We start from the raw sequence: 24,284 nt of genomic DNA, 5'->3' as shown, positions 1-24,284 counted from the left end.
CGATAATACCCTATTTTTGTACAAACCAGAAGAAGTATGAGAACCAGAAAGCAAAAAATCATCCGCTTTTCAATAGCGCTGCTAGTCCTGTTTGCGCTTACGTTTACCGGGCTTTTTATCTTCCGGGATTCCCTACTTCAAAAAGTGATTACCAAAGCCGAAAACCGTTTCGATGCCGATTACAACTGTACCCTTTCGATCAAAAAAGCACAATTTGACGGGCTGAATGGCGTAAGTCTGCACGATATTGTTTTGGTTCCCAAACAAGCCGACACGCTATTAGCTGTAGAAAAAATAACCACCACCGTAAACCTGTTTCAATTATTTACCGGCGATATCCAATTGCAGGAACTGGAAATGAAAAACGGCTTTATTCAACTGGTAAAAAACGAAAAAGGCCGAAACTTTGATGCTTTTCTAAAGCGGGAAAAAGAAGACAATCCCGAAAGCGAGAAAAGGAATTATGCCAAACTCGCCTATCGCCTATTAACGAAAGCTTTAAATTTGGTACCAACCAATATGACACTTCAAAACCTGTCGCTCCGAATGGACGACATGGGCCGAAAAGTCACAATGCATCTAAACGAGCTTGATCTGAAAGGAAAACAACTCCAAACCACGATTAACGTCCGCACCAATACCTTTGCTCAAAACTGGAAAATCCGGGGCATGGCCGATCCGAGGAATAAAACTGCCGATCTTCGTTTTTTTAACAGCGATACCTCCAAAATCAAAGTTCCGTATATCGACGAACGTTTTCATCTGTTGTCCAGTTTTGACAGTATACATGTGAACGTAGCCAAAATCAAAATGGAAGGCAACGAATTGCATGTTGACGGCTATACCGCTATCAGTAACTTTACGATTAACCATCCGAGGATTGCTAAAAAAGATGTGATCATCGAAAAAGCCCGTTTTGATTACCGTTTCCTTTTTGGCGAACATTTTGTAGCCATAGACAGTAGTTCCAAAGCACAGCTCAATGCTATAAAAGTACAACCCTTTGCCGAATACAACACCGAAAAAGACACTTTGTATACCCTTCGTGTTGCGATTCCTAACATGAAAGCACAGGACTTTATCACGTCGCTGCCAAAAGGATTATTCACCCATTTCGAAGGCATGGAAGCGGAAGGCACTTTCGATTATAAACTCGATTTTCAATTTAATAAAAACAACCCGAATGCCCTTATTTTTGAGAGTAAACTCCGAAAAGAAGGTCTAAGAATACTTAAATACGGGGAAGCCGATCTGGATAAACTAAACACCGCATTCACCTATCGTGCGATCGAAAACGGAGTGCCACAACGCCCGATAGTGGTGGGTCCGTCCAATCCGAATTTCACACCGTTGGATCAGATAGCGCCTTATCTGCAAAAAAGCGTTTTAACGTCGGAAGATCCGTCGTTTATGTCACACCGTGGTTTTATCAACGAAGCCTTTAAACAGTCGATCGTTAAAAACATCCGAACCAAAAAATTTGCCCGTGGTGCCAGTACAATCAGTATGCAATTGGTCAAAAATGTATTCCTGACCCGTGAAAAAACATTGTCCCGCAAACTGGAAGAAATCCTATTGGTGTATATACTCGAAAACAACCGTATCGCCAGTAAGCAACGGATGCTTGAGGTTTACTTTAACGTGATCGAATGGGGACCAAATGTATATGGAATCGGAGAAGCCGCACAATTTTATTTTCAGAAAAAACCCGCCGATCTGACGTTAAAAGAATGTCTTTTCTTAGCGACTATTGTACCAAAGCCAAAAAAATTCATGTGGCAGTTCGACAGTACCGGAAGTCTAAAAGGTTATGCCAACGAGCAACAAAACTTCCTGACAAAACTAATGTTGCGCAGAGGCGTCTTAACTCCGGAAGATACGATTGGTTATAAATTACCGTTTACAATCACCGGTCGTTCGCGATCCTTACTAAAATTAAAGGCTGTTCCGGATAGCATTGCCATCGATTCTCTTTTTATAAAAGAAATGGTGTATTAACCTATTTAAAATTCTTTAGAAACTCTTCTTTATAGGTGGGTGAAATTTCCACTTCCGAACCATCGAAAAGCGTTACATAACCTCCGGCTCCTTTATGATAGGATTTTACAAAATTCACATTGATAATATGGGATTTATGAACCCGTAAAAACGGAAACGGAAGGATTTCCGAAAAATGCTTTAAAAAACGACATACCATTTTTTTACTGCCATCCTGTAAATAGATATCCGTAAAATTACCGTTTCCACGAAGACGAACGATTTCTTCCATTTTGGCGACTTCAAAACCTTCGAGTGTTGGCAAAATAACTTTCTGACGCTCCGGATTTGGCTCCCGGAAGTTTTCCACTATGATCCGATTCCGGTTAAAAATTTCCTGATTCAACAATTGCAATTGCACTTTATTGACCGCCAAAATCAGCTCTTCAATACTGATGGGTTTCAACAAATAATAGGCCGCACTCTGATTTAAGGCTTTTAGTGAATATTCCGAAAAAGCGGTGACAAAAATGGTTTCAAACTGCAAATCCTTACAGGCTTCCAATACATCGAAAGCATTTCCAAAAGGCATTTCCACATCGAGAAAAACCAGTTGCGGTTCCAGTTCATGCAACAACGGTACGGCTTCTTTGATATGTTGCGCTTCGCCAATTACCTCAACCTGCGGACAATATTTGGAGAGGTAATTTTTAAGCACTTCTCTTGCCACCGATTCATCTTCTACAATTACACTTCTTATTTTTTGCATGGCATTTTATTTTTCAATCCGGGAAAAACGCAGGGTTACAATAGTCCCGGTTTCCGGTTCTGTTTTTTCAACAATCTGTAAGGCGATTTCCTTTTTATACAATTCATTTAACAAACCAATCCGTTCTTTCGTATTGGTAAGTCCTCTCGACTGGTGAACTTTCTGATTTTTAGTTTTCAACTCCCGACTTTTGGTTAATCCAATACCATTGTCCTCGATCACAACCACAACACTTCCATTTTCAAGGAGAAAACGCAATTGTAACAAGCCTTTTCCTTCCTTATACCGAAGTCCGTGCCAAATGGCATTTTCCAGATGAGGTTGAATGATCATATTTGGAATCTGAATGGTTTCCGTATCGAGCTTTTCATCCACCGTAATGGTATACTCAAACTGATCTTCGAAACGCATATGTTCGAGGTCGAGGTATTTCCGCAATTGTTCAATTTCACTTCCCAACGCAATAAAATCCTTATTGGAATTCTCCATCATATTCCGCATTAACTTTGAATAGGACGTCAGATACTTATTGGCTTCCAATTCGCGGTTTTGCGATATAAACTGATTGACGCTATTCAGACTGTTAAAAATAAAATGCGGATTCATTTCCCGGCGCAACGACTGTAAGGCTATTTCTTTATTCTTAGTTTTGATCGAATACAAAGCTTTTATGATCAATCCTAAAAGCAATAACAGTAATCCCATAGAACCAATCAGAAAATAATTAAAGGTATTTTTTTTGGCGATCAATTCATCTTTTAACACTTTTTCCTTTTCCAGCTGACGAATCTTTTCTTCCGTTACCTGAAAGGTCAACTGGTCGGCTTGCGCACTGTCTTTTCGGGTTAGCTGTTCGTAGTTTTGAAAGAATTGCTCATATAACTGTGTACTCTCCTTATAATTCCCGGTCTGTCGGTAAAAGTTCAGCAATCTTTCGAGGCTTTTTTTTACGGCATCGGCTTTTCCTTTTTCGGTTGCCAGTTGATAGGCTTCTTTTAAAGCATGAGTTGCTTTTTCCGGTTCTTTCTTTTTAAAATAGATGGTTGCCAACGATTGCAACTGAGCGATTTCGGTATCAAAATCCTGACGCGCCCGGGCATCGGCCAATAGTTTTTCGGAAATCCCAATCGCTTCGTCAAACTGATTATCAGCGGTATAGACTTTTGCGATTTCATTTTTGAGTTTGATCACCGCTTCCGGTTTATCTTTTACAAACGTAATAGCCTGATTATAGCTTTCAATGGCTTCGACCTTATCTCTTTTCTTCAGACTCATTTCTGCTTTTTGCACATAGGCCTCGGCTACTTCCTCCTTACGGTTTTCTTTTTCCAGCAATTTGATATTGGAATTGACATAATCATACTGTGCCGCTGGATTTTGGGGACTTTGCAAACGCTTTGCATCGTTCTGATTGACCTCTATTGCGCTTTTATCGACCGTCATGGCACTCGCAGTCTGATAATTACTGATCGCCGCTTTGTATTTATTCTGACTTTCCTGTGTTCGTGCCAAATTTCGCGTTACCCGTGCAATATCCTCTTTCCGTTTCAATCGGGTAAAACTTTCCAATGCTTTTTTAAGATATTCTTCTCCCTTAACCGGATCGTCAGCATCAATAAACTCCTGTGCGAGCTTTTCGTAACTCGCTGCGATCTTTACCTCATCGTTAGCGTCTAACGATTTGGCCAGTTCATCTGCTGCTTTACTCAGCTTACCACTAACACTTTTACTCGCTTTTTCAGTATTGATTTGTTGGGCAATCGCCTGCTGCGGAATCAAAAGTCCGACACCCAATCCGATCAAGATACATATTATATACCGCATGCTGTTTTACTTGTTTTTTCTGAATGTAAAGTACGTTAAAACCAAAATCCTTTCCTATAGCATTCACCAAGTCGGATTCGCGTTTCACCCGTTCTTCCAAAAGTACGTTTTTTCGATTAATACATTTGTTCCGAACCTTAAAACCGCTGATATGAAAAAAATACTATTCTTTACAAGCTTACTAATTGTACAATTTACCATTGCACAGGTTTCCGGAAATATCAATTACAAAAATCAGGTTGTATTTACAGACAATTCGATCAATGTGAATTTTCCTTCCAATGCCGATATCATTGCCAGTGTAAAAGGTCTGGCCAATGTGAAAGCCGATGCGTATGTCGCTATTTTCCAGGTTACCCAAACCGGTGCCACTACGGAAGAAGTGAATGAGATCATTGACAAACGCATCGGTCAGTCGTTAAAAGAAATCCGATTAAAAAAAGGCGTGGAAACCTTTGTTGACATGATCACTTTTGTTCCGATGTATGATTATACGGTCGAACGAAAACTATTTAGCCGGAAAACCTATAATGAAATCCCGGTAGGTTTTGAGCTAAAAAAGAACATTCATATTAAATATACCGATCCGAGTCTCCTGGACGATTTTATGAAGATTCTATCCGCCAATGAAATTTACGATCTCGTACGGGTAGATTACTTTTCGAATACTTTGGAAGCGGTAAAAAAAGACCTGATGAACAAAGCCCGGCTTCTGGTTTTGGAGAAAGTAAAAAATTACGAAACCCTGTTAGGCGAAACCTTTACAAATGCCGAGAAAAAAATAGCCGACGGTTACAGTATCACGCTTCCGGTTGAGATGTATAAATCGTATGAAGCCTATAGCAGTTCATCGCTTTCGCTTAAAAAATTTGCCAATGTCAATCAGGCTGTTAAATCGACAACATTGTATTACCAACCGATTACAAACAAGGATTTTGATTTTGTGGTCAATTCAACCATACTCGAGCCGGTAATTCAGGTGCAATATGAGATTAAAATTGCCATCACGCGCACCAAAAAGCCGGCACCGAAAAACGAAAAGGAATATATACTGGTAACACCATCCGGTGATCTGAAACCCTTACAACTAAGTACTTCCAAATAAGCTGCTACTATTCTTTCACCAAGTAGAAACCCACTTTCACCCATTCTGTCAAAACCGCATGTCCGAGACGACTACTTTTGAACTGTAATCTTTAAAAAACCGAGAATTATGAAAACCGAGAATCTTTTACTAGCAATAACGACTTCGGTATTGTTGACCGGAGCCATTATCAAAACCGGAAAACCGGATTTGACTGAAACAACAGCACTTCATACGCAAAAAGCACCGGAAGAGAAACCTTGTGTTTTCATGTCGGTTATGGGGGAACAACCCGTTGCAGAATATGCTCAATATAAAAATGATGCTTCTCTAAAAAGTGTTGTACAAAAAGGTGAAAAATGGTTGGTTTCCGCACAAAACAACGACGGCGGTTGGGGCGCCGGTTCCCACAGCAATCAGGGCGAAATGAACCCACATGCCGTACAATCCGATCCGGCTACAACGGCAATGGCGGCGATGGCTTTATATCGTATGGGCTATACCACAACCAAAGGTCCGTATCAAAAACAACTTTCCAATGCGTTGGACTATCTGTTACACCAGATCGAAGCCAGTAAAAACAGTGCTTATATCACGCAGGTTCGCGGCACCCAGATACAACGCAAACTGGGCGAAAATATTGATGCCGCACTAGCGCTTCAATTTTTAAATCAGGTAGCCGAAAAAAATCCGTCGCGACGCGTTGAGAACGCCATACAAATCTGCGTTAACAAAATTGAGAAATCGTACGACACCAACGGAAAAGTAAACGGTGCCGGATGGGCCGGTGTATTGCAATCATCTTTTGCCAGTTCGGGATTGGAACAGGCTAAGAAAAACAAAAACATTACCGTCAATGAAGACAAGATCACCGCTGCCCGCAATTATCAGAAAAGCAATTACAATACCGAAAGTAATACCGCTAAAACCGAAGATGGTGCCGGCATTATGCTTTATGCGGTGAGTAGTTCCGTTCGTGGAAGTGCCTCGGAAGCCAAAGAGGCCGAAGAACTGTTTACCAAAGCCAAAGCAGAAGGTAAAATCGGTAAAACAGCCGAACTCAACCGCGACAACCTGCAAAAGATTGGTATTTCGAAAGAAAAAGCCGCCTCCTATGATGTCGCATCAAAAGTGTATAAAGCCGCAAAAGTACAGGCAATGGACAATGGTGTAATGAATGGTTTCGGAAATAATGGTGGTGAAGAATTTATGAGTTTTCTGCAAACAGGCGAATCCATGTTGGTTAAAAAAGACAATGACTGGAAAAACTGGTACGACAACGTTAGCGGAAAGCTGATCAACATCCAAAACAACAATGGTAGCTGGAACGGTCACCATTGCATTACCAGCCCGGTTTTTTGCACCGCTACCTGTTTGTTAATCCTAACCATTGAAAATGACATCCACTCTTTCCAAAAATAAAAACGAAATGCCAACAGTCTTTATACTTACCGTATTTTTTGTCGGCATCGTCGCCTTTGCCAACACTACCGGTAATAAAAAAACCTAAAATAAAACGCTTTTTACACAATTTGTAAAACATTATATTTACTAAAAAAACATGAAAAAGTTTATCACAATACTCCTATTCGCCCTGTCCGGAATGGTATTCGCCCAAAAGCCCGTTTTTACGACAGCCAAAGTCAATGCGGTTACCGTATATTTCAACGCCGCGGAAATATCGCAAACAGCTCATCTGAATCTTCCGGCCGGAACACATGAAATCGTTATCAAAAATGTAGCGAATTATCTGAATGAAAACACGGTTCAAATCGGTGCACCTTCGAGCCTTACAGTACTTTCCTCGCAATTCACGAACGATTATATCAGTGAATACGACATCGATGAAAGTTCTCCAGCTATTAAAAAAGTACGCGATAGCATCAAAATTGTCCAAAAAGAACTGGATCGTTTAAACAACACGCGGACTTCGGAAATGAAAACCATCGAAATTTTGGATCGAAATCAACAGGTATATGGGGCAAATACCGGTTTGAGTGTAACGGAACTGATGAAAATGGTGGAGTATTACAAAACGAAACGCACCGAAATCAGTAATACAATAGACGTTTTAAACGAACGCGAAAAGAAACTATCCGATCTTTTAACCAAACTAAACACCAAACTGGAAATCAACAGTACTAAAGAGGAAAAAAATGCTACCGGAAAACTGGTATTACAGGTGATGAACCAAACGGCCGGAGCCGTAACACTGGATGTTTCCTATCTGACAAACAATGCACGTTGGTCACCGTTTTATGAGCTTCGTGCCGACAATATTGCCTCACCGGTAAACATGTTGTATAAAGCGCAAGTGGTTCAAAATACCGGAGTTGACTGGAGAAAAGTAAAACTAACTCTTTCCAGCGGCATCCCGAACCAGAACAATCAGGCACCTGTAATCAACCCCTGGTTTTTAGCGTACCAACAGATATATCCTGCCGTACCACAAGTCAAAGCTAACCATGATCGACTGGAAGAGGTTGCAGTCTCAGCAGTCGGGATTCGAGGAAAAGTTTCCGGATTACAAGCAAGAAGTACGGTTTCGGATTACACCATGATCAACGAAAATCAGTTAAATGTTTCGTTTGATATTGATATCCCGTATGACATCCTGTCGAATGGCAAAACCCATAGTGTTTCGTTAAAAGAGATCAAATTACCGGCTACGTATAAATATTATGCAGCACCCAAACTGGACAAAGAATCCTTTTTATTGGCCGAGATTAGTGATTATGGCAAATACAACCTGTTAAAAGGCGAAGCCAATATCATTTTCGAGGGAATGTATGTAGGCAAAACACTTGTCAATCCGGGACAAACATCCGACACGTTGAATCTTAGCATGGGACGCGACAAAAAAGTTGTGATCACGCGTGAAAAAGTTGTCGATAAATCCGGTGTTAAATTCCTGTCTACCAAAAAAGAACAAACTTTCACGTATGACATTACGATTCGTAACAACAAAAAAGAGTCTATTTTGTTAAAACTGGAGGATCAATATCCATTAAGCAGCGATAAGGAAATTGAAATCGAATTAAAACAAAAAGAGGGTGCGAAGGTTAATTCCGAAACCGGCTTATTAAGTTGGGAGTTCCATTTAAAACCGAATGAGACGAAAAAAATCCGCATCAGCTATACCGTTAAATACCCTAAAGACAAGATAATCGGAAATCTTTAGAAAATTGAACCTCTCCTCTGGAGAGGTTCTTTGTTTTTAAAAACAATTGTAACTCAGGTCATCAAAAAAGCAAGTGGCTATATCTTTAAAGAGACGTGTTTCTAATCCAACTCCAATATTTCAATACACTGTATTTCTTTTAGCTGGCATGCCCCTGCTTCGGTAAGGGATTTTCCTTTTGCAATCAGATCCACATGTCCGAAGCCCCCGTTTTCATCAACATCCGTATTTTCAACGGTATTAATCCCTGTTTTATCCCTTAAAAAATTGGCAAAGTTTGCTTTCTGTCCTTTCAGCCTGTAAGTCGGATCTTCATAAATCTTATTCATCCCGATATTAAAATCTTCCACCAAAACATCATTGGTTTCACAATCAACCCCCCATTTCTTTTTGGGTAACTTATTTATGACATTCAACTTCTGGTGTTCCGTGACACTGGTCGAATCGTAATGATTGGAATATTGTTCCTGAACATCTTTAATAACCGATCTGTCGATGCGATTATATTCTTTAGGTTTCGGAGCTACTTCTACAAAAGCATCATCGGACGGTAATTTTTTGGTCTGAAAATTCTGTATCGTTTTTTCCCAGAACCGGCTATCGCGGGTCTTTTCTCTTATTTCTTCCGGTTCTAAAAACCATTTTTCCAAATGTTCCCAGGTTATTTCCGGATTTTTACACATATAACCAACAGCCCATGACGCGAAATCATTTGCTTCCTGCGTTTCCAATCCGGTTTTGAAATCAAATTGTTCCTTTAAATAGGCTACTACAGTATCACTGGCATTTGTTCGCCACCAGATACTATTGGGACTTACGGTTGTAATTTCTTCTTTAAACCGTTTCAAAAACGATGCAAATGTCATACTCACAACCGGTGTGGTTAGAATTTGTAAAACCGGAGCAGTATTATTTCCAAAGGTTTTTTGTTGTTGTTCTTCAAATCCGTATAAATCGTCATCCTCCTGTTTTTGCAACCATTCCAAAGAGGATGTCACCTCACCACTGTCGTTCCACACTATTGGGATCCTTGCGAATATAGTCCCTTTATAAAACAGATTTTGCTCTTTGGAGGCTTTGTCTACTTTTTTTCGGATGGCAATACCCATTTTATCTTCCAAACTATGCATATTATGGAGTCCCAATACCTGAGTACGTTTCAGATCATATGTCGTCAGAAAGACATTACAATCTCCTTTTTCCGAAAAATTCAGCACAAGATTTTCAATTGCATCAACAGGGCATTCCCGTATAATTGGAAACGTATAGGATGTTATTCCTTTATCCTTAATAAAAACAGCTTCTTCCCGGTTTACTATCAAACGATTCTCGGCGTTATAGGCATCCACAACCAATGCCAGCAACACTTCATTCAATTTTTTTGCCACATGGGAAACTTTTCGTATCTCTTCATCGGACAGTCTTTTCACAGTCATTTTTTCATTTCTGGCAACCTCCTGTTTGACACCGTATTCCTGATCACATTTTTTTACCAGCGTTACATAAAACAGACTTATAATCACTGTCAAACTTTGTAGCATTTTTTTCATTCCCGAGTCAAATTAAATTTTGCGTAATACATACCAAATAATAAAGAATCGTTCAGGGCATAGACTAAATTATAATATTGATTCATACAGCATTACAGCAACGCCCACATTGTCCCACTAAAGTCCTTATTATACTAAAAATTAAACCGTTACAACTGTACTAAATATTTTTTTACTATTTTTACTACAAACCAACACCAACTATCCTATGAAAAAAATACTACTTACCCTGGCACTTATAGCGAGCAACATCGGTTTTTCACAGACCGTTGCACTAGAAAGTTTCGCAACCGGTTTTTCCAATCCGGTCGAAATAGCACATGCTAATGATTCCCGATTATTTGTCGTGGAACGCGGCGGAAACATTAAAATAGTAAATGCTAATGGAACCGTTAATGCAACACCTTTTTTAACCGTAACCAGCCTGATTAGTTCCGGAGGAGAACGCGGTTTACTCGGTCTTGCTTTCCATCCGAATTACAGTACCAATGGCTTCTTTTATGTTAACTATACCAATACAGCCGGTAATACGGTAATTGCACGGTACAGTGTGAATAGCAGCAATCCGAATCTTGCCGATGCGGGAAGTGCTTCTGTTTTACTTACTATTACCCAGCCATTTTCCAATCACAATGGCGGATCTGTAAAATTTGGCCCGGATGGCTATCTATACATCGGTATGGGTGATGGCGGTAGCGGTGGCGATCCCGGAAACCGGGCGCAAAATATCAACGAGTTGTTGGGTAAAATGCTGCGAATTGATGTGAATTCCGGATCACCTTATGGCATTCCGGCCAATAATCCGTATGTAGGTGTGGCTGGTGCCGACGAAATCTGGGCGATCGGATTGCGTAATCCGTGGAAATTTTCCTTTAACCGAAACAATGGTGACTTATGGATCGCTGATGTAGGACAGGATGCCTTCGAAGAGATTAATAAAGTGGCATCCAACCAAGCCGGACTGAACTATGGCTGGCGTTGTTATGAAGGAAACAATACGTACAATACCAGTACCGGATGTCCCGCACAATCGACGATGACTTTTCCTTTGGCGGTTACCGCTCATAGTGCCGGGAATTGTTCGATAACCGGTGGTTATGTTTATACCGGAACGCTTTATCCTAATTTCCAGAACAAATATTTCTTTACGGATTATTGTTCGCCCCGAATCGGTATGGTTGACAACAACGGAACCATAACCTACTCGACGAACTTTAGCGGTAATAGTTTTGTAACTTTTGGAGAAGACATGAATGGTGAATTGTATATCGGTGCGATTAACAACGGAACCATCTATAAGATAAAAGACAGTTCACTAAGTACTGCCGATTTTAACCGAAATACGTTTACGATTTATCCGAATCCGGCGAAAACCGAAATCAACATCAAAGCCAATGGCAACAGCTATCCGGATGCCGTTGCTATTTTCGACACGAACGGAAAACAGGTTCATATTCAGAAAACAAAAAACCTGGAGCTAGTCAACATTAAAACGTCGCACTTAGCTACAGGTTTATATATTCTTCATATTACCGACAGCGAGGGTAGCACTGCTACGCACAAATTGTCTGTAGAATAAAATTAAGGTGCCGGATTTGGAATATGCTCCTGGATACGATTGATTTCACGAATCATCTCCTCTGTTAAAACCACCGAATGGGTTTTAATATTTTCCTCCAGCTGTTCCAAATTCGTCGCTCCAATGATTGTTGCAGCAACAAAGGCTTGTTGTTGTACAAAGGCCAGAGCCATTTCGGTTAACGTCAATCCAAAGGAAGTGGCCAATTCCTGATATAATTTCACGGCTTTTTGAGATTGCTCGCCAGAGTAACGTGAAAAACGCGGAAACAGGTTAATTCGCGCTTTTGGCAATGGTTCTCCGGTAAGAAACTTTCCGGTAAGTGTACCGAATCCTAATGGCGAATAGGCCAATAACCCTACCTTTTCACGGTAGCAGGTTTCGGACAAACCCACTTCGAAAGTTCGGTTTAACAACGAATACGGATTTTGAATCGTCGCAATACGCGGTAGATTGTGTTTTTTACTTTCTTCCAGAAAACGCATCACACCCCACGGTGTTTCATTCGAAACGCCGATATGACGGATTTTTCCTTCTTTGATCAACGCATCAAAGGTTTCCAATACGGTTTTAAAATTATCTTCCCAGGCATCCTCCTGAACTGTGAAACCGCGTTGTCCGAACATATTCGACTTTCGTTCCGGCCAGTGCAACTGATACAAATCGATATAATCCGTTTGCAGCTGTTGTAAGCTTTTATCAACCGATTCGCGAATCGTTTTATCGGTATAGTGCAAATCGTCCCGTAAATATTCCATTCCGCGGTTAGGACCGGCAATTTTAGTTGCCAGTACTACTTTATCGCGGTTTCCGGTTTTATGCAACCAACTTCCGATATAGCGTTCTGTTCGTCCGGAAGTTTCCTCACGTGCCGCCACGGGATACATTTCGGCGGTATCGATAAAAGTAACGCCTTTGTCCAATGCAAAGTCCAACTGACTGTGTGCTTCCGCTTCGGTATTCTGTTCTCCAAACGTCATGGTTCCGAGACATATTGTACTTATTTTGATGTCCGTTCCCGGTATTACTGTGTATTTCATGCTAATTTCAGGCTCCAATTATAAGGTTTCAAAAATACTAAAAACAAAAGGTTCAGCCCGTACGGCTGAACCTTTTTCACTATATAACTGTTAATTAGTTAATATCGTTAAGCATTTTCGAAATTTCATCCAGTTTAGGGGTCAGAATAATTTCGATTCTTCTGTTTTTTGCTTTTCCTTCAGCGGTATCGTTGGATGCGATTGGCGCAAACTCTCCTCTACCGGCTGCTGTCAGGTTCTTTTTGTCGATTGCTTTGTTTTCAGCCAGAATATTTACGATAGCGGTAGCTCTTTTGGTCGACAAATCCCAGTTGTTTTCGATTGCACCAACGGCACCGGCATATTTATCATTATCGGTATGTCCTTCGATCAGTACCGTAATGTCCGGATTATCGCCCAATACTTTTCCAACCGCTACAACGGCTTTTCTACCTTCGGTTCCAACCGCCCAACTTCCGGTTCCAAACAACAGTTTGTTTTCCATCGAAACGTATACTTTTCCGTTTTTGTGTTCTACCGTTAATCCTTTTCCTTCAAAAGCATTTAACGCTTTGGAAAGGGTTTCTTTCAGACGCTTCATGGAAGCTTCTTTTTCGGCGATCATGTTTTCCAGTTCGTTAACACGATCCGAACGGTCTTTCAAATCATTTTTCAGTTTTTCCAAACGGTCTTTTTCAGCGGCCAATGCTTTTTCTTTAGCTTCCAACTGCGCCAATAACTCCCGGTTTTTATCCATATTGCTCTTTAAAGCATCATCGCTGTTTTTTTCCAGAGCCTTATACGACGACTGTAGCGTTTTCAGACTGTTTTGAGCGGCAGCATAATCGGATGCCAGTTTATCGCGTTCGGCTTTTAGCTTATCCAATTGTGATTGCAAATCTTTAGAAAGCAAATCCAACTGGTTTTTATCTTTAGACAGCGATGTATTTTCATCGGCCAACTGACGGTTTTCTTTTTTTAAATCGGCATATTTTGTTTCTAAATCGGTATACAATTTTTTAGAAACGCATGAAGTGGACAACGCAAGTGCCAACACTCCAATAGACATTTTTTTAATCATTTGCTATATCAGTTTTTTCGAGTTTATTCAATTTCAACTAAAATCGGACAATGGTCGGAATGTTTGGCTTCCGGCAGTATCACAGCCCGTTTCATCCGATCGCGCAACGGTTCGCTCACCAGATTATAATCGATACGCCACCCTTTGTTATTGGCTCTGGCATTAGCGCGGTAACTCCACCAACTGTAATGGTGCGGTTCTTTGTTAAAATGACGGAAACTATCCACAAATCCGCTTTTCATAAAACCGTCCAGCCAGGCGCGTTCTTCCGGCAGGAACCCCGACACTTTCGCATTTCGGATCGGATCGTGAATATCGATGGCTTCGTGACAGATATTGTAATCCCCACAGATAATCAGATTAGGAATTTCCTTTTTCAGGTTGTTGATGTAATTCTGAAAATCGGCCATATACATAAACTTATGATCCAGTCGGTCGATATTTGTCCCGGACGGCAAATACAGACTCATCACCGAAAACGTATCAAAATCCACGCGCAGGTTACGTCCTTCTTTATCCATATGCGGAATACCGGTTCCGAAAACCACATTGTTTGGTTTTACTTTCGACAAAATTGCCACACCGCTATAACCTTTCTTTTCAGCCGGAAACCAGTAATGATAGGGATATCCCGCCAGTTCGATATCCAGCAACGGAATTTGTTCCTGAGTTGCTTTAATTTCCTGAAGGCAAATCACATCCGGATCAGCACTTTTTAACCAATCCAGAAAACCTTTGGTAATAGCGGCCCGGATTCCGTTTACGTTATAAGAAATAATCTTCATTGTTTACAGTTACATTTTCCCCAAAAATAGGCAAAAACCCATAGAATTGAAACAGAAATACAGAAATAGAAACAAAACCTTCACAATCAAATACCTAAATTCCAATGCTATTAAAAATTATATAATAATAAGATAAAGCCTTTTAGCGTTTCGAGAGAATTAGTATCTTTGTTTTTCGCTCAAAACGAAATTAAATGGGTTTAGTTACCGCTAAAGAAGTTGCAAAAGCAATAAATACTGACAAATACGGTTTCTTAGGAACTTTTTCAGGCTGGTTACTGATGAAGGTGCTGAAGATTTCTACGCTTAATGCTGTATATAACAGAAATAAACATCTCAACGATGTTCCTTTTTTAAACGCCATTCTGGATGAATTCCAGATTAAGTTTGAAATTCCGGAAGAAGATTTAAAGCGCTTACCAAAAGATGGTGCTTATATTACCGTTTCCAATCATCCGCTAGGCGGAATTGATGGTATTTTACTATTAAAACTAATGTTGGAGCGCGAGCCTAACTTTAAAATTATCGCCAACTTCCTGTTACACCGCATTGAGCCTTTAAAACCGTATGTAATGCCGGTAAATCCGTTTGAGAATCACAAAGATGCCAAATCGAGCGTTGCCGGAATTAAAGAAACATTACGTCACCTTAGCGAAGGAAAACCGTTGGGAATCTTTCCGGCCGGAGAAGTTTCTACTTACAAAGACGACGAACTGGTTGTTGACAAACCCTGGGAAGAAGGCGCTATAAAGTTGATTAAAAAAGCACAGGTTCCTGTTGTTCCGATTTATTTTCACGCAAAAAACAGCAAATTATTTTACCTGCTGTCTAAAATAAGTCCGACGTTACGTACTGCAAAATTGCCATCTGAATTACTTACGCAGAAAAAACGTGTGATCAAAGTACGTATCGGAAAACCGATTCCGGTGAGCGAACAATGTGAATACGAAACTACCGAAGCCTATTCGGAGTTTTTACGCCGCAAAACGTATATGCTGGCCAACTCATTCGAAAGCACCGAAAGCAAGTTATTATCAGCGCCAAGTTTAAAATTACCGCTACCAAAAAGCAGTCCGAAGCAAATCGCACATCCTGCGAATTACGAAAAAATCCTACAGGAAGTAACCGAATTACGCAAAGGCGATTACCGTTTGCTTCAAAGTAAAAACTACGAGGTTTTTCTGGTTACTGCGGATAAGATTCCAAATGTATTGCATGAGATCGGGCGTTTACGCGAGATCACGTTCCGCGAAGTAGGCGAAGGAACCAACGAATCGTTGGATTTAGACCAATACGATAAATATTACCACCACATGTTTTTGTGGGATGAGGAAAGCAAACGAATTGCCGGTGCCTACCGTATGGGATTGGGTTCGGATATTTATAAAAAATTCGGTATTAACGGATTTTACCTACACGAATTATTCCGCTTTGAACCGGAATTGTATGATATGATGTCGAAATCCATTGAAATGGGACGTGCTTTTATCATCAAAGAATACCAGCAAAAACCAATGCCGTTGTTCCTGTTATGGAAAGGAATTGTACACACAACCCTACGTCATCCGGAACATCGTTATTTGATTGGTGGTGTCAGTATCAGTAACCAGTTTTCCGACTTCTCCAAATCGCTTATGATCGAGTTTATGAAGTCACATTACTACGATCCGTATATCGCGCAGTATATCCACCCTAAAAAGGAATATAAGGTAAAACTAAAAGATGCCGATAAGGATTTTGTATTTAACGAAACAGAAGCCGATCTCAATAAATTCGATAAGATTATCGATGAGGTAGAACCAGGAAGCCTACGTTTGCCGGTTTTGATCAAAAAATATATCAAACAAAATGCACGTGTGGTTGCGTTTAACGTCGATCCGCTATTTAACAATGCCGTAGATGGCTTGATGTACATCCGCATAGCCGATTTACCGGAAAGCACCGTAAAGCCTGTGATGGAAGAATTCCAGGCAGAACTGGAACGAAAGCTAAACGAAAAAGAATAAGAAAAAATATCGCAATAAACGAAAAGGCCTGGAAAATTTCAGGTCTTTTTTTATTTCCAGATGGATTGTCGCAAGATATCGTCGAAAGTGTTATCCGACACAAAATAAAACAACCGTATCACATGATACACCACCAATATAGTAGCCAGAAAATAGGCAACTTTTTTACTATAAAAAAGGGATCTGAAATAGCTTTTACCGGTAAAAAGCTCCACGGATAATATGAGTATTGCAGCAAGGCACAAGGCAAAGACAAATGGCCCGAATAAATGAAAATGAAGGCTTCTTGATAAATCGCCTTCATAGATATAAACCAACGATTTTGTGATTCCGCAACCCGGACAAGGGAATCCGGTGAGCATCTTAAACGGACACAGCGATTGCGCTTCATCCAGATGATTGTGCTCGTTTTGAAACGTAAGCAAAAAAGGGATTATCAGAGTCAATAATGCTCCGATAATCCCATAAATTTTGAGTTGTTTTCTATTTTTATTTGTAAAGCTTGTTGATATCACTCTGAACAATCATTGCAGCTACCATAGGGAAGAAAAACCCTAAAACCAATAATAAAACCGACTGATCTTTGTTCGGTTCTCCAATTTTTTGATATACTTTAGGCAAACCGTCTTTACCGGCAATATAATAGAAATACAAATTAACAGGCAAACAACATCCCGAAAAGATGGCTACGGGTTGGGAGATAATTTGTCTTTCGGCCACCGCGTTTAAAACATCGGCTACTTTAATATTCCAATAAATAAGGTACAATCCACAGGTAATAATTCCGAACACCAAAACCATGATCGGATCCACTTTAAATACCGGGATCTGAGGACTATTCCAATCCTCTGAATTTGTGTTTTTTACTTCCATTTTTTGTTTTTGATTAGGTTGATTATGTGGCGAATATAGTACTTTTTATGTTAAAGCAATATTATTTAGGCTCCCAAAGTTCAATTTTATTTCCCTCAGGATCCAAAACCCAGCCAAACTTACCATAATCGTACTCTTCCATCTCCCCCACAACCGTAACACCTTCTGCTTTAAGCGTCTCAAGTAATTCCACCAGGTTCTCCACTCTAAAATTCATCATAAACTGCTTTTCACTCGGCTCAAAATAACGGGTATTTGCCGCAAATGGCGACCACTGTGTCAGTCCATCGTTTCCTTCTTCGTCTTTCCAGGTAAACGACCATCCGTAATCACCAACCGGAATTCCAAGACGTTCTCTATACCATTGTTTTACCGTATTCGGGTCGTCGCATTTAAAGAAAAAACCGCCAATTCCGGTTACTCTTTTACTTTGTTTTTTGTCCATAATTTAAGTTTATTTTTGGTTAGCTATTACAGCATACAAGTATCTTATCAACGATCACCTGCGCTAGTTTTTCCTTACTTTCAAAAGTCCACCCGGCAATATGCGGTGTCAATAGTACATTTTCGGCCTGCAATAAATATTGTAATGCTTCCGGTGTTTTATCATCTGTAAATAAATTTTCAAAAGACAGCTTTTCATATTCCAGCACATCCAATCCGGCACCCAATACTTTCCCCTGAATCAGTGCAGTAACCAGATCGGTCGTAACCACACTATTTCCCCGTGCCGTATTGAGAAACCAAAACGGTTTGGAAAACGCTTCGATAAAAGCTGTATTGATCATTTTATCTGTTTCCGGTGTCCAGGGCGTGTGCAAACTCAGCACATCGGCTTTTTTCTGCAATTCCAGCAACGACACTTGTCGGGCATTGGCATCGCCCACATGATCGAGAATATCATAACACAGCACCTCGACCTCAAACCCGCGTAGTTTTTTCGCAAACGATTTCCCCATATTCCCATAACCTATAATACCAACAGTCTTTCCATCGAGTTCATAGCCCCGGTTCGCTTCACGGTTCCAATGACCACTTCGCACCTCCCGATCGGCTTTATTTAGCTTATTCAACAGCGACAAAAGCATCCCAAGCGCATGCTCTCCTACCGCATTTCGGTTTCCTTCCGGAGCGGCAATCAAATGCACCCCTTTCTGTTCCGCATACACACAATCGATACTTTCCAAACCGGCACCCACTCTGGCGATAAACTTTAGGTTGGTCGCTTTATCCAAAAAGGTCTTATCGATTTTAAACCGACTTCTAATCACAATACCGTGGTATTCGTGGATTTTGGCTTCGACGGCTTCTTTACACGATTTATAATCCTCATGATTTTCGAAACCGGCCGCGACCAATCTGTCCCATAAAACCGGGTGATTACTGTCGATATGCAGAATTTTCACAGGTTGTCTCATATCCCTTTAATATTGTTTAACGATGTTTTAATTCCTTTGATCAGCGACGAACTGAATCCCTGGTGTTCCATTTCATTTAGTCCTGCAATCGTGCAACCTTTAGGCGTTGTTACACGATCGATTAACTGTTCCGGATGTACTTTTTCCCGTAAAGCCATTTCGGCCGCACCTTTAACCGTTTGTGACGCGATAGCCAGTGCCGTTTGTGCATCGAAACCAATTTCGATACCCGCCTGCATCGCGGCACGAATATAGCGCAAAGCATAGGCTGTTCCACAAGCACCGAGAACCGTAGCCGCATCCATCATTTTTTCGTCTATAAGCACTACCGATCCCAATTGTTCCAGCACGCTTAAAAAAGACTTAACCGTAGTCTGATCTTCCTCACGAACCGTTACACAGGTTGCAGACGATCCGAACTGAATGGCGATATTGGGCATAATCCGGATGGCCAGTGCGGTTGCTCCCAACTGCTCCTGTAGCATTTCCATAGAAAGACCACTAACCGCCGAGGCGACTATTTTTCCTTTTAAAAACGGTTTTAATTCGGAAATAATTGCAGCTACCTGATAGGGTTTGACCGTTAACACGACTACATCGGCCATTTGAACCGCATTTTTATTATCGGAAGAAAGCAAAATCCCATCCGATTCCAAGAAACGGATCGCCTCCGGATTTCTCCTGGTTACGATCACCTGATTATCCGTTGTAAAACGGACAATACCCAAAGCGATGGCGGTACCTAAATTACCACCACCTATAACTACAATTTTCATAAGAACCGTTTTTTATGATTAAAAGCCTAAGATCATTTTGGCTATGGAAAAGTAAATCAGAATTCCGCAGATATCATTACTGGTTGTAATAAAAGGCCCGGTGGCCAATGCGGGGTCAATACCATATCGGTTTAACGTCATGGGAATAAAGGTTCCCAGTACAGACGCCGTGACAATCACGGAAAGCAGGGCTACCGTAACGGTAATTCCCAGCATAAAGTTCACATTTAAAAGAAAATGGCTACCGATTAACAGGATAAGTCCTAAGATCAATCCGTTTAATAAGCTCAGTGTAATCTCTTTTAACAATCGACTCCATAACGAACCGCTTAATGTATTATTGGCAAGACCCTGAACAATAATTGCCGAGGATTGCACACCGACATTTCCTGCCATTGCGGCGATTAACGGTGTAAAAAAGAACAACTCCGGATGTTTATCCATCGCTCCGTCGAAAAGACCTAATACGCGTACACTGATAAAACCACCCAACAACGCCAATACCAACCATGGCAAACGCGCACGGGTCAACTCCAGAATACTATCATCCGCCTCAACGTCTTGCGAGATACCGGCCGCCAACTGGTAATCTTTGTCGGCTTCTTCCTTGATCACGTCTACGATATCATCGATCGTAATGCGCCCCACCAATCGACCCAATTCGTCGATCACCGGAATCGCCTCCAAGTCATACTTTTGCATGATCCGAGCCACTTCCACGTCTTTGGTATCGACTTTTACATAGTCGACTTTTTTAATATATACTTCGCTAATCGGCGTTTTCGTTGATGTCGTCAACAAGTCTTTTAACGACAAACGCCCTTTTAGTCTTTCTTCATCATCCACCACATAAATCGAATGTACGCGGGAAACGTTTTCCGCCTGATGGCGCATTTCCTTTACACAAGTGAGCACGTTCCAGTTTTCGTTCACTTTCACGAGCTCTTTCGCCATTAAACCTCCGGCTGTATCTTCGTCATACCGCAACAAGTCGACAATATCCTTGGCGTGTTCGACGTCTTCCAGCTCGGAAATAACTTCTTCTTTTTTCGATTGTGGTAATTCCGCGATAATATCGGCCGCGTCGTCCGTATTCAGCTCATCCAGCTCTTCGGCGATCTCTTTTGCCGAAAGATTTCTTAAGATTTTTTCACGGACTTCCTCATCCAATTCGAGGAGGATTTCCGCTGTTTTCTCACTGTCGAGTATTTTAAAAAGATAGCTTGCCTCGTAATCATCGAGTTCCTCCATAATTTCGGCAATATCAGCATAGTGAATCTCCTGGAGCAAATTTTCAAGTTCGTTCCCTTTGTTTTCACTGATTAGTTGCTCAATCTGAGCAATAAAGTCTCTGCTGATTTTAAACTCCATCGGCGGCTATTTTTTGAGTGAGTTCGATAAATTGTTCTACGGATAATTGTTCCGGACGGAGGTCAAAGATACTATCTTCTCTTAAATTATCCGACAACTGGAAAGTTTTTAAACTATTTCTCAATGTTTTTCTACGCTGGTTAAACGCAGTCTTTACCACATTAAAAAACAATTTTTCTTCGCATGGTAATTTGTAGTTTTCTTTTCGACGCATCCGCATTACGCCCGACTTCACTTTTGGCGGTGGTGTAAATACGTGTTCCGACACGGTAAACAGGTATTCCGTATCGTAAAAAGCCTGAACCAGAACGGATAATATACCGTAGGCTTTACTTCCTTTTTTTTCACAAATCCGTTCGGCCACTTCTTTTTGGAACATTCCCGAAAACTCCGGAATACGATCCCGCATTTCCAATACGCGGAAAACGATTTGCGACGAAATATTGTACGGAAAATTCCCGATAATCGCCAACGGATCATCCCCAAACGTTTCCGAAAGGTTGTATCGCAAGAAATCTTTTGAGAGGATACGATTGGACAACTTCAGATAATGCGTTTGCAGGTATTCGACCGATTCGGTATCAATTTCGATCACGTAGGTTTCGATTGGTTTTTCCAGAAGATACTTGGTTAGCACTCCCATACCCGGACCGATTTCCAACACTTTCTGATACCCGTTTAAGGTTAGTGTATCGGCAATTTTTTGGGCAATATTTTCATCATTCAGGAAGTGTTGTCCCAAATGTTTTTTAGCTCTTACCTTATCCATACTTTGTTTTTAAGGCTATTAATGATCGCTGATCAATTCTAATTCCGTACGGAACGCCAACATTTTATCTCCAAAAAGTGCAAATCCTTCTGCTCTCAGGCGTGGCGCGTCTTCGTCGTAATACCGTTGCAACGTTTCCTTACTATCGGTCGTATACTGAATGGAATAGGTTACACCGCCCATTTCTTCCTCCACCAATACTTTTACCATCCGCGCCGTTGAAAACTTTCCGGTAGCCATTACATCGGCTATATGCTTCTCCTGCATCCATTTCATCCATTGGTCATGTACACTCTCGTGTATATTGATCGTCACATTGTAAATAATCATCTTTTAAAACTTAAGTTATCACCCTCCGAACAACTGTCGGTCAGGTTTTATAAATTGTTATCCCCTCTTAATTTTCTGTAATTATTCCGGGCGTCTACGTAGTAAATACTATCCTGATGGTTAAAAATAACCTTTTCATACAGGGCTTTTGCTTTTTCGACATCGGGTAAATCCTTTCGGTAAATTTCGGCCGAAAAAAACAGGGCTTCGTCTACATAAATCCCTTCGGCATGTTTCTCGATAATCTCCTGATAGACTTTTAACGCCTCGGCATATTCTTTTTTCTCTTCCAGAATACGTCCGATTTTCAATAGTGTTTCATCCTCAACGCTTTGTCCTTTCTGTTCTTTTAGAAGCGTACGAAACCCGTTTAACGCTTCGTCTGTTTTATTTTGATACAACAGGAAATCGGCTTTGGCAAATTTCTTTAAGGCCACTCGCGTACTGTCCTGTGCGGTATGATCATTAATCAAAAGAAATAATTCCAACGCGTCGTTGGCGATCAACTGAGAGGAAGAGGCTTTTAGCACTTTGAATTGTTGTTGCGCCCAGTCGAAATCGCCTTTAAAGTAGCTGGCTTTTGCCATTTTCAGACTGGCTTCATGTCCGACTTCATCGTTTTTTAAATCGTCTTCAATCTGCGCATAATAGATAATCGCCTGATTGAACTTTTCATCCAGCAGCAACACATCGGCAAGTTCCATTTTCACGTCGGCTTTCTGATAATTATTGAGCGGCAACTCCAATGCCTTGGTCAATATCTGGCGTGCCGTTTCAAATTGTTTCAGATAGAAGGCTTCAAAATGCGCTTTTAAAACCTGTAGTCGCAACGAATACGGTGAAATACCATATTGTTTTAGCAATAGGTTTAACTTTTCCTGAAGTAATGGATATTCTTTTGGCGTTGCCTTTTCGATATCCATCGTCAATAGCTGATAATGGGCTTCCATTTGCAAATCCAGATCCTGTGTATTGAGCAGTATAAAATCCAGTATCTCTTTTGCCGTATCGTTTTCCTGTTCCTGAACGGCCAGTTTGGCCAGGTTAATGATTGTATAAAAATTATCCGGATTTCGTTTAAAAATGGCTTTTTCCTGAATAAAGGCTTTTCCGTATTCCTTTTGCTGTACAAAAAACCAGCTCAGAAACTGGTTCCAGAAAATATCCTGTGTTTTTTGCGTACGAATCAACAATGCTTTCCGAAGATTGGCATTAAACGACTCCTGTGTATCTTCCATCATAAAACGCGCCAGCTGACTTTGTACCAACGGAGCGTTTTGCGGATTGCGATAGGCATAATCGAGCAGTTTATCCACCATGAGTTCCAGATTCCCCAATTGTCCCTGTAACAAGGCAATCTGATAATCGAAATTAAAACCTGGATTCCCGGCGATTCCGAGTTCATAGGCTTTTAAGGCTTGTTCGAGTAGCACTTTCTGTTCGAAAAGACTCGCAACACCGTAAACATTATTCGGATTTTCTTTGATAACGTCCAATGCTTTCTGATAGGCTTTATTGGCTTTATCCATATCCTTTTGCAACTGGTAGTTGTAGCCCAGTTCTACATAAAGGTTGTTTTGCTTAAAACGGTCGATCCGGATTCGGATCATTTCTTCCGCTTTGGCATATTGTTTTAGCTGTTGGTAGCAGGCAACCTGTTTTTGAAAATACTGATAATTATTCGGTTGCGCTTTCAGCAAATCTTCATAGATCACCATTGCTTTTTCAAACTCTCCCCTATCGAAATAGTTTTGCGCCAGCTGTTCGTTTTGTGCGAAAACAAACACCGAGCATAACAGAGCGATATAGGAAAAAAAGTTTTTCATGATATGGTTATCCTAAAAAAACAATGTACTAATGTAGCCATTTTTCAGCTAATTAGTACATTGTTG

The 24,284-nt window shown here is 40.8% G+C and carries 21 protein-coding genes; 6 read left to right on the top strand and 15 right to left on the bottom strand.

The window, feature by feature from the left end:
* Positions 1-36 precede the first annotated feature (36 nt).
* Complete coding sequence (locus tag ABFU83_RS16030) at positions 37-1,998, top strand: transglycosylase domain-containing protein (RefSeq protein ID WP_347067393.1); 1,962 nt, start codon at positions 37-39, stop codon at positions 1,996-1,998.
* A gap of 1 nt (position 1,999) precedes the next feature.
* Here the strand turns inward: ABFU83_RS16030 and ABFU83_RS16025 are convergent, their stop codons facing one another.
* Together ABFU83_RS16025 and ABFU83_RS16020 are read right to left on the bottom strand one after the other, a co-directional pair.
* Positions 2,000-2,746 (bottom strand): LytTR family DNA-binding domain-containing protein, encoded by a 747-nt coding sequence (locus ABFU83_RS16025; protein ID WP_347067391.1) that lies wholly within the window; start codon positions 2,744-2,746, stop codon positions 2,000-2,002.
* Between the two features lie 6 nt (positions 2,747-2,752).
* On the bottom strand, positions 2,753-4,570 hold the full coding sequence (locus ABFU83_RS16020; RefSeq protein ID WP_347067389.1) for a histidine kinase: 1,818 nt from the start codon (positions 4,568-4,570) through the stop codon (positions 2,753-2,755).
* Positions 4,571-4,721: 151 nt separating this feature from the next.
* Between ABFU83_RS16020 and ABFU83_RS16015 the strand changes: the two genes are divergently transcribed.
* The 3 genes from ABFU83_RS16015 (at position 4,722) to ABFU83_RS16005 (ending at position 8,835) form a co-directional block, all read left to right on the top strand.
* Positions 4,722-5,675, top strand: coding sequence for an SIMPL domain-containing protein (locus ABFU83_RS16015; protein WP_347067387.1), 954 nt, complete (start codon positions 4,722-4,724; stop codon positions 5,673-5,675).
* Positions 5,676-5,783: 108 nt separating this feature from the next.
* Positions 5,784-7,076 (top strand): hypothetical protein, encoded by a 1,293-nt coding sequence (locus tag ABFU83_RS16010; protein ID WP_347067386.1) that lies wholly within the window; start codon positions 5,784-5,786, stop codon positions 7,074-7,076.
* A 139-nt stretch (positions 7,077-7,215) separates the two neighbouring features.
* Positions 7,216-8,835 (top strand): DUF4139 domain-containing protein, encoded by a 1,620-nt coding sequence (locus tag ABFU83_RS16005; protein WP_347067384.1) that lies wholly within the window; start codon positions 7,216-7,218, stop codon positions 8,833-8,835.
* Positions 8,836-8,936: 101 nt separating this feature from the next.
* Here the strand turns inward: ABFU83_RS16005 and ABFU83_RS16000 are convergent, their stop codons facing one another.
* Complete coding sequence (locus tag ABFU83_RS16000) at positions 8,937-10,376, bottom strand: hypothetical protein (protein ID WP_347067383.1); 1,440 nt, start codon at positions 10,374-10,376, stop codon at positions 8,937-8,939.
* Positions 10,377-10,593: 217 nt separating this feature from the next.
* On the opposite strand from ABFU83_RS16000, the gene ABFU83_RS15995 reads away from it, so the two are divergent.
* Positions 10,594-11,964 (top strand): PQQ-dependent sugar dehydrogenase, encoded by a 1,371-nt coding sequence (locus ABFU83_RS15995; RefSeq protein ID WP_347067381.1) that lies wholly within the window; start codon positions 10,594-10,596, stop codon positions 11,962-11,964.
* Between the two features lie 2 nt (positions 11,965-11,966).
* Here ABFU83_RS15995 and ABFU83_RS15990 read toward each other — a convergent pair whose 3' ends face one another.
* The 3 genes from ABFU83_RS15990 to ABFU83_RS15980 all read right to left on the bottom strand — a co-directional run bounded on the left by ABFU83_RS15990 (position 11,967) and on the right by ABFU83_RS15980 (position 14,849).
* Entirely contained in the window at positions 11,967-13,004 is a 1,038-nt protein-coding gene (locus ABFU83_RS15990; protein ID WP_347067379.1) for an NADP(H)-dependent aldo-keto reductase, read from the bottom strand.
* Between the two features lie 94 nt (positions 13,005-13,098).
* The gene (locus ABFU83_RS15985) at positions 13,099-14,064 is read right to left on the bottom strand and encodes an OmpA family protein (protein WP_347067377.1); all 966 of its coding nucleotides are present in this window, start codon (positions 14,062-14,064) and stop codon (positions 13,099-13,101) included.
* 23 nt (positions 14,065-14,087) lie between these two features.
* Complete coding sequence (locus ABFU83_RS15980; RefSeq protein ID WP_136404108.1) at positions 14,088-14,849, bottom strand: exodeoxyribonuclease III; 762 nt, start codon at positions 14,847-14,849, stop codon at positions 14,088-14,090.
* Positions 14,850-15,043: 194 nt separating this feature from the next.
* Here ABFU83_RS15980 and ABFU83_RS15975 point away from each other — a divergent pair, with 194 nt between their 5' ends.
* Positions 15,044-16,855, top strand: coding sequence for a GNAT family N-acyltransferase (locus ABFU83_RS15975; protein ID WP_347067375.1), 1,812 nt, complete (start codon positions 15,044-15,046; stop codon positions 16,853-16,855).
* A gap of 50 nt (positions 16,856-16,905) precedes the next feature.
* Here ABFU83_RS15975 and ABFU83_RS15970 read toward each other — a convergent pair whose 3' ends face one another.
* From ABFU83_RS15970 to ABFU83_RS15930, 9 genes are all read right to left on the bottom strand, one after another.
* Complete coding sequence (locus ABFU83_RS15970; protein ID WP_347067374.1) at positions 16,906-17,280, bottom strand: DUF2752 domain-containing protein; 375 nt, start codon at positions 17,278-17,280, stop codon at positions 16,906-16,908.
* Between the two features lie 64 nt (positions 17,281-17,344).
* Positions 17,345-17,728 carry a DUF4234 domain-containing protein gene (locus ABFU83_RS15965; protein ID WP_347067373.1) on the bottom strand — a complete coding sequence of 128 codons (384 nt, stop codon included), beginning with the start codon at positions 17,726-17,728 and terminating at the stop codon, positions 17,345-17,347.
* A 61-nt stretch (positions 17,729-17,789) separates the two neighbouring features.
* On the bottom strand, positions 17,790-18,173 hold the full coding sequence (locus ABFU83_RS15960; RefSeq protein WP_347067371.1) for a VOC family protein: 384 nt from the start codon (positions 18,171-18,173) through the stop codon (positions 17,790-17,792).
* Positions 18,174-18,192: 19 nt separating this feature from the next.
* Complete coding sequence (locus ABFU83_RS15955) at positions 18,193-19,146, bottom strand: 2-hydroxyacid dehydrogenase (RefSeq protein ID WP_347067370.1); 954 nt, start codon at positions 19,144-19,146, stop codon at positions 18,193-18,195.
* Positions 19,143-19,922 carry a pyrroline-5-carboxylate reductase gene (proC, locus tag ABFU83_RS15950; RefSeq protein ID WP_347067368.1) on the bottom strand — a complete coding sequence of 260 codons (780 nt, stop codon included), beginning with the start codon at positions 19,920-19,922 and terminating at the stop codon, positions 19,143-19,145. The genes ABFU83_RS15955 and proC overlap by 4 nt, the downstream gene beginning before the upstream one ends.
* A gap of 18 nt (positions 19,923-19,940) precedes the next feature.
* Positions 19,941-21,293, bottom strand: a complete 1,353-nt coding sequence (gene mgtE / locus ABFU83_RS15945; protein WP_347067367.1) for a magnesium transporter — start codon at positions 21,291-21,293, stop codon at positions 19,941-19,943.
* A complete protein-coding gene (gene rsmA, locus ABFU83_RS15940; RefSeq protein ID WP_347067365.1) occupies positions 21,283-22,062 on the bottom strand; it encodes a 16S rRNA (adenine(1518)-N(6)/adenine(1519)-N(6))-dimethyltransferase RsmA in 780 nt (259 codons plus the stop codon). The genes mgtE and rsmA overlap by 11 nt, the downstream gene beginning before the upstream one ends.
* 18 nt (positions 22,063-22,080) lie before the next feature.
* Complete coding sequence (locus tag ABFU83_RS15935) at positions 22,081-22,392, bottom strand: DUF4286 family protein (RefSeq protein WP_136404099.1); 312 nt, start codon at positions 22,390-22,392, stop codon at positions 22,081-22,083.
* 47 nt (positions 22,393-22,439) lie between these two features.
* Complete coding sequence (locus tag ABFU83_RS15930; protein WP_347067363.1) at positions 22,440-24,218, bottom strand: tetratricopeptide repeat protein; 1,779 nt, start codon at positions 24,216-24,218, stop codon at positions 22,440-22,442.
* Positions 24,219-24,284: the final 66 nt, after the last annotated feature.

Source organism: Flavobacterium sp. WV_118_3, assembly GCF_039778605.1.
In the GTDB taxonomy this organism is placed as follows: Bacteria; Bacteroidota; Bacteroidia; order Flavobacteriales; family Flavobacteriaceae; genus Flavobacterium.
The sequence above is the reverse complement of the archived record's forward strand: the minus strand, read 5'-3'. Positions and strand labels throughout refer to the sequence as shown.

What these genes read in the sequence shown, in the direction of transcription:
- ABFU83_RS16020 (WP_347067389.1), bottom strand. Translation starts at nt 4,570, where the DNA reads ATGCGGTATATAATATGTATCTTGATCGGATTGGGTGTCGGACTTTTG.
- ABFU83_RS15975 (WP_347067375.1), top strand. Translation starts at nt 15,044, where the DNA reads ATGGGTTTAGTTACCGCTAAAGAAGTTGCAAAAGCAATAAATACTGAC.
- ABFU83_RS15960 (WP_347067371.1), bottom strand. Translation starts at nt 18,173, where the DNA reads ATGGACAAAAAACAAAGTAAAAGAGTAACCGGAATTGGCGGTTTTTTC.
- ABFU83_RS15995 (WP_347067381.1), top strand. Translation starts at nt 10,594, where the DNA reads ATGAAAAAAATACTACTTACCCTGGCACTTATAGCGAGCAACATCGGT.
- ABFU83_RS15955 (WP_347067370.1), bottom strand. Translation starts at nt 19,146, where the DNA reads ATGAGACAACCTGTGAAAATTCTGCATATCGACAGTAATCACCCGGTT.
- ABFU83_RS15980 (WP_136404108.1), bottom strand. Translation starts at nt 14,849, where the DNA reads ATGAAGATTATTTCTTATAACGTAAACGGAATCCGGGCCGCTATTACC.
- ABFU83_RS15965 (WP_347067373.1), bottom strand. Translation starts at nt 17,728, where the DNA reads ATGGAAGTAAAAAACACAAATTCAGAGGATTGGAATAGTCCTCAGATC.
- ABFU83_RS16010 (WP_347067386.1), top strand. Translation starts at nt 5,784, where the DNA reads ATGAAAACCGAGAATCTTTTACTAGCAATAACGACTTCGGTATTGTTG.
- mgtE (WP_347067367.1), bottom strand. Translation starts at nt 21,293, where the DNA reads ATGGAGTTTAAAATCAGCAGAGACTTTATTGCTCAGATTGAGCAACTA.
- ABFU83_RS15990 (WP_347067379.1), bottom strand. Translation starts at nt 13,004, where the DNA reads ATGAAATACACAGTAATACCGGGAACGGACATCAAAATAAGTACAATA.
- ABFU83_RS15985 (WP_347067377.1), bottom strand. Translation starts at nt 14,064, where the DNA reads ATGATTAAAAAAATGTCTATTGGAGTGTTGGCACTTGCGTTGTCCACT.
- ABFU83_RS15935 (WP_136404099.1), bottom strand. Translation starts at nt 22,392, where the DNA reads ATGATTATTTACAATGTGACGATCAATATACACGAGAGTGTACATGAC.
- ABFU83_RS16030 (WP_347067393.1), top strand. Translation starts at nt 37, where the DNA reads ATGAGAACCAGAAAGCAAAAAATCATCCGCTTTTCAATAGCGCTGCTA.
- ABFU83_RS16025 (WP_347067391.1), bottom strand. Translation starts at nt 2,746, where the DNA reads ATGCAAAAAATAAGAAGTGTAATTGTAGAAGATGAATCGGTGGCAAGA.
- ABFU83_RS16015 (WP_347067387.1), top strand. Translation starts at nt 4,722, where the DNA reads ATGAAAAAAATACTATTCTTTACAAGCTTACTAATTGTACAATTTACC.
- ABFU83_RS16005 (WP_347067384.1), top strand. Translation starts at nt 7,216, where the DNA reads ATGAAAAAGTTTATCACAATACTCCTATTCGCCCTGTCCGGAATGGTA.
- proC (WP_347067368.1), bottom strand. Translation starts at nt 19,922, where the DNA reads ATGAAAATTGTAGTTATAGGTGGTGGTAATTTAGGTACCGCCATCGCT.
- rsmA (WP_347067365.1), bottom strand. Translation starts at nt 22,062, where the DNA reads ATGGATAAGGTAAGAGCTAAAAAACATTTGGGACAACACTTCCTGAAT.
- ABFU83_RS15930 (WP_347067363.1), bottom strand. Translation starts at nt 24,218, where the DNA reads ATGAAAAACTTTTTTTCCTATATCGCTCTGTTATGCTCGGTGTTTGTT.
- ABFU83_RS16000 (WP_347067383.1), bottom strand. Translation starts at nt 10,376, where the DNA reads ATGCTACAAAGTTTGACAGTGATTATAAGTCTGTTTTATGTAACGCTG.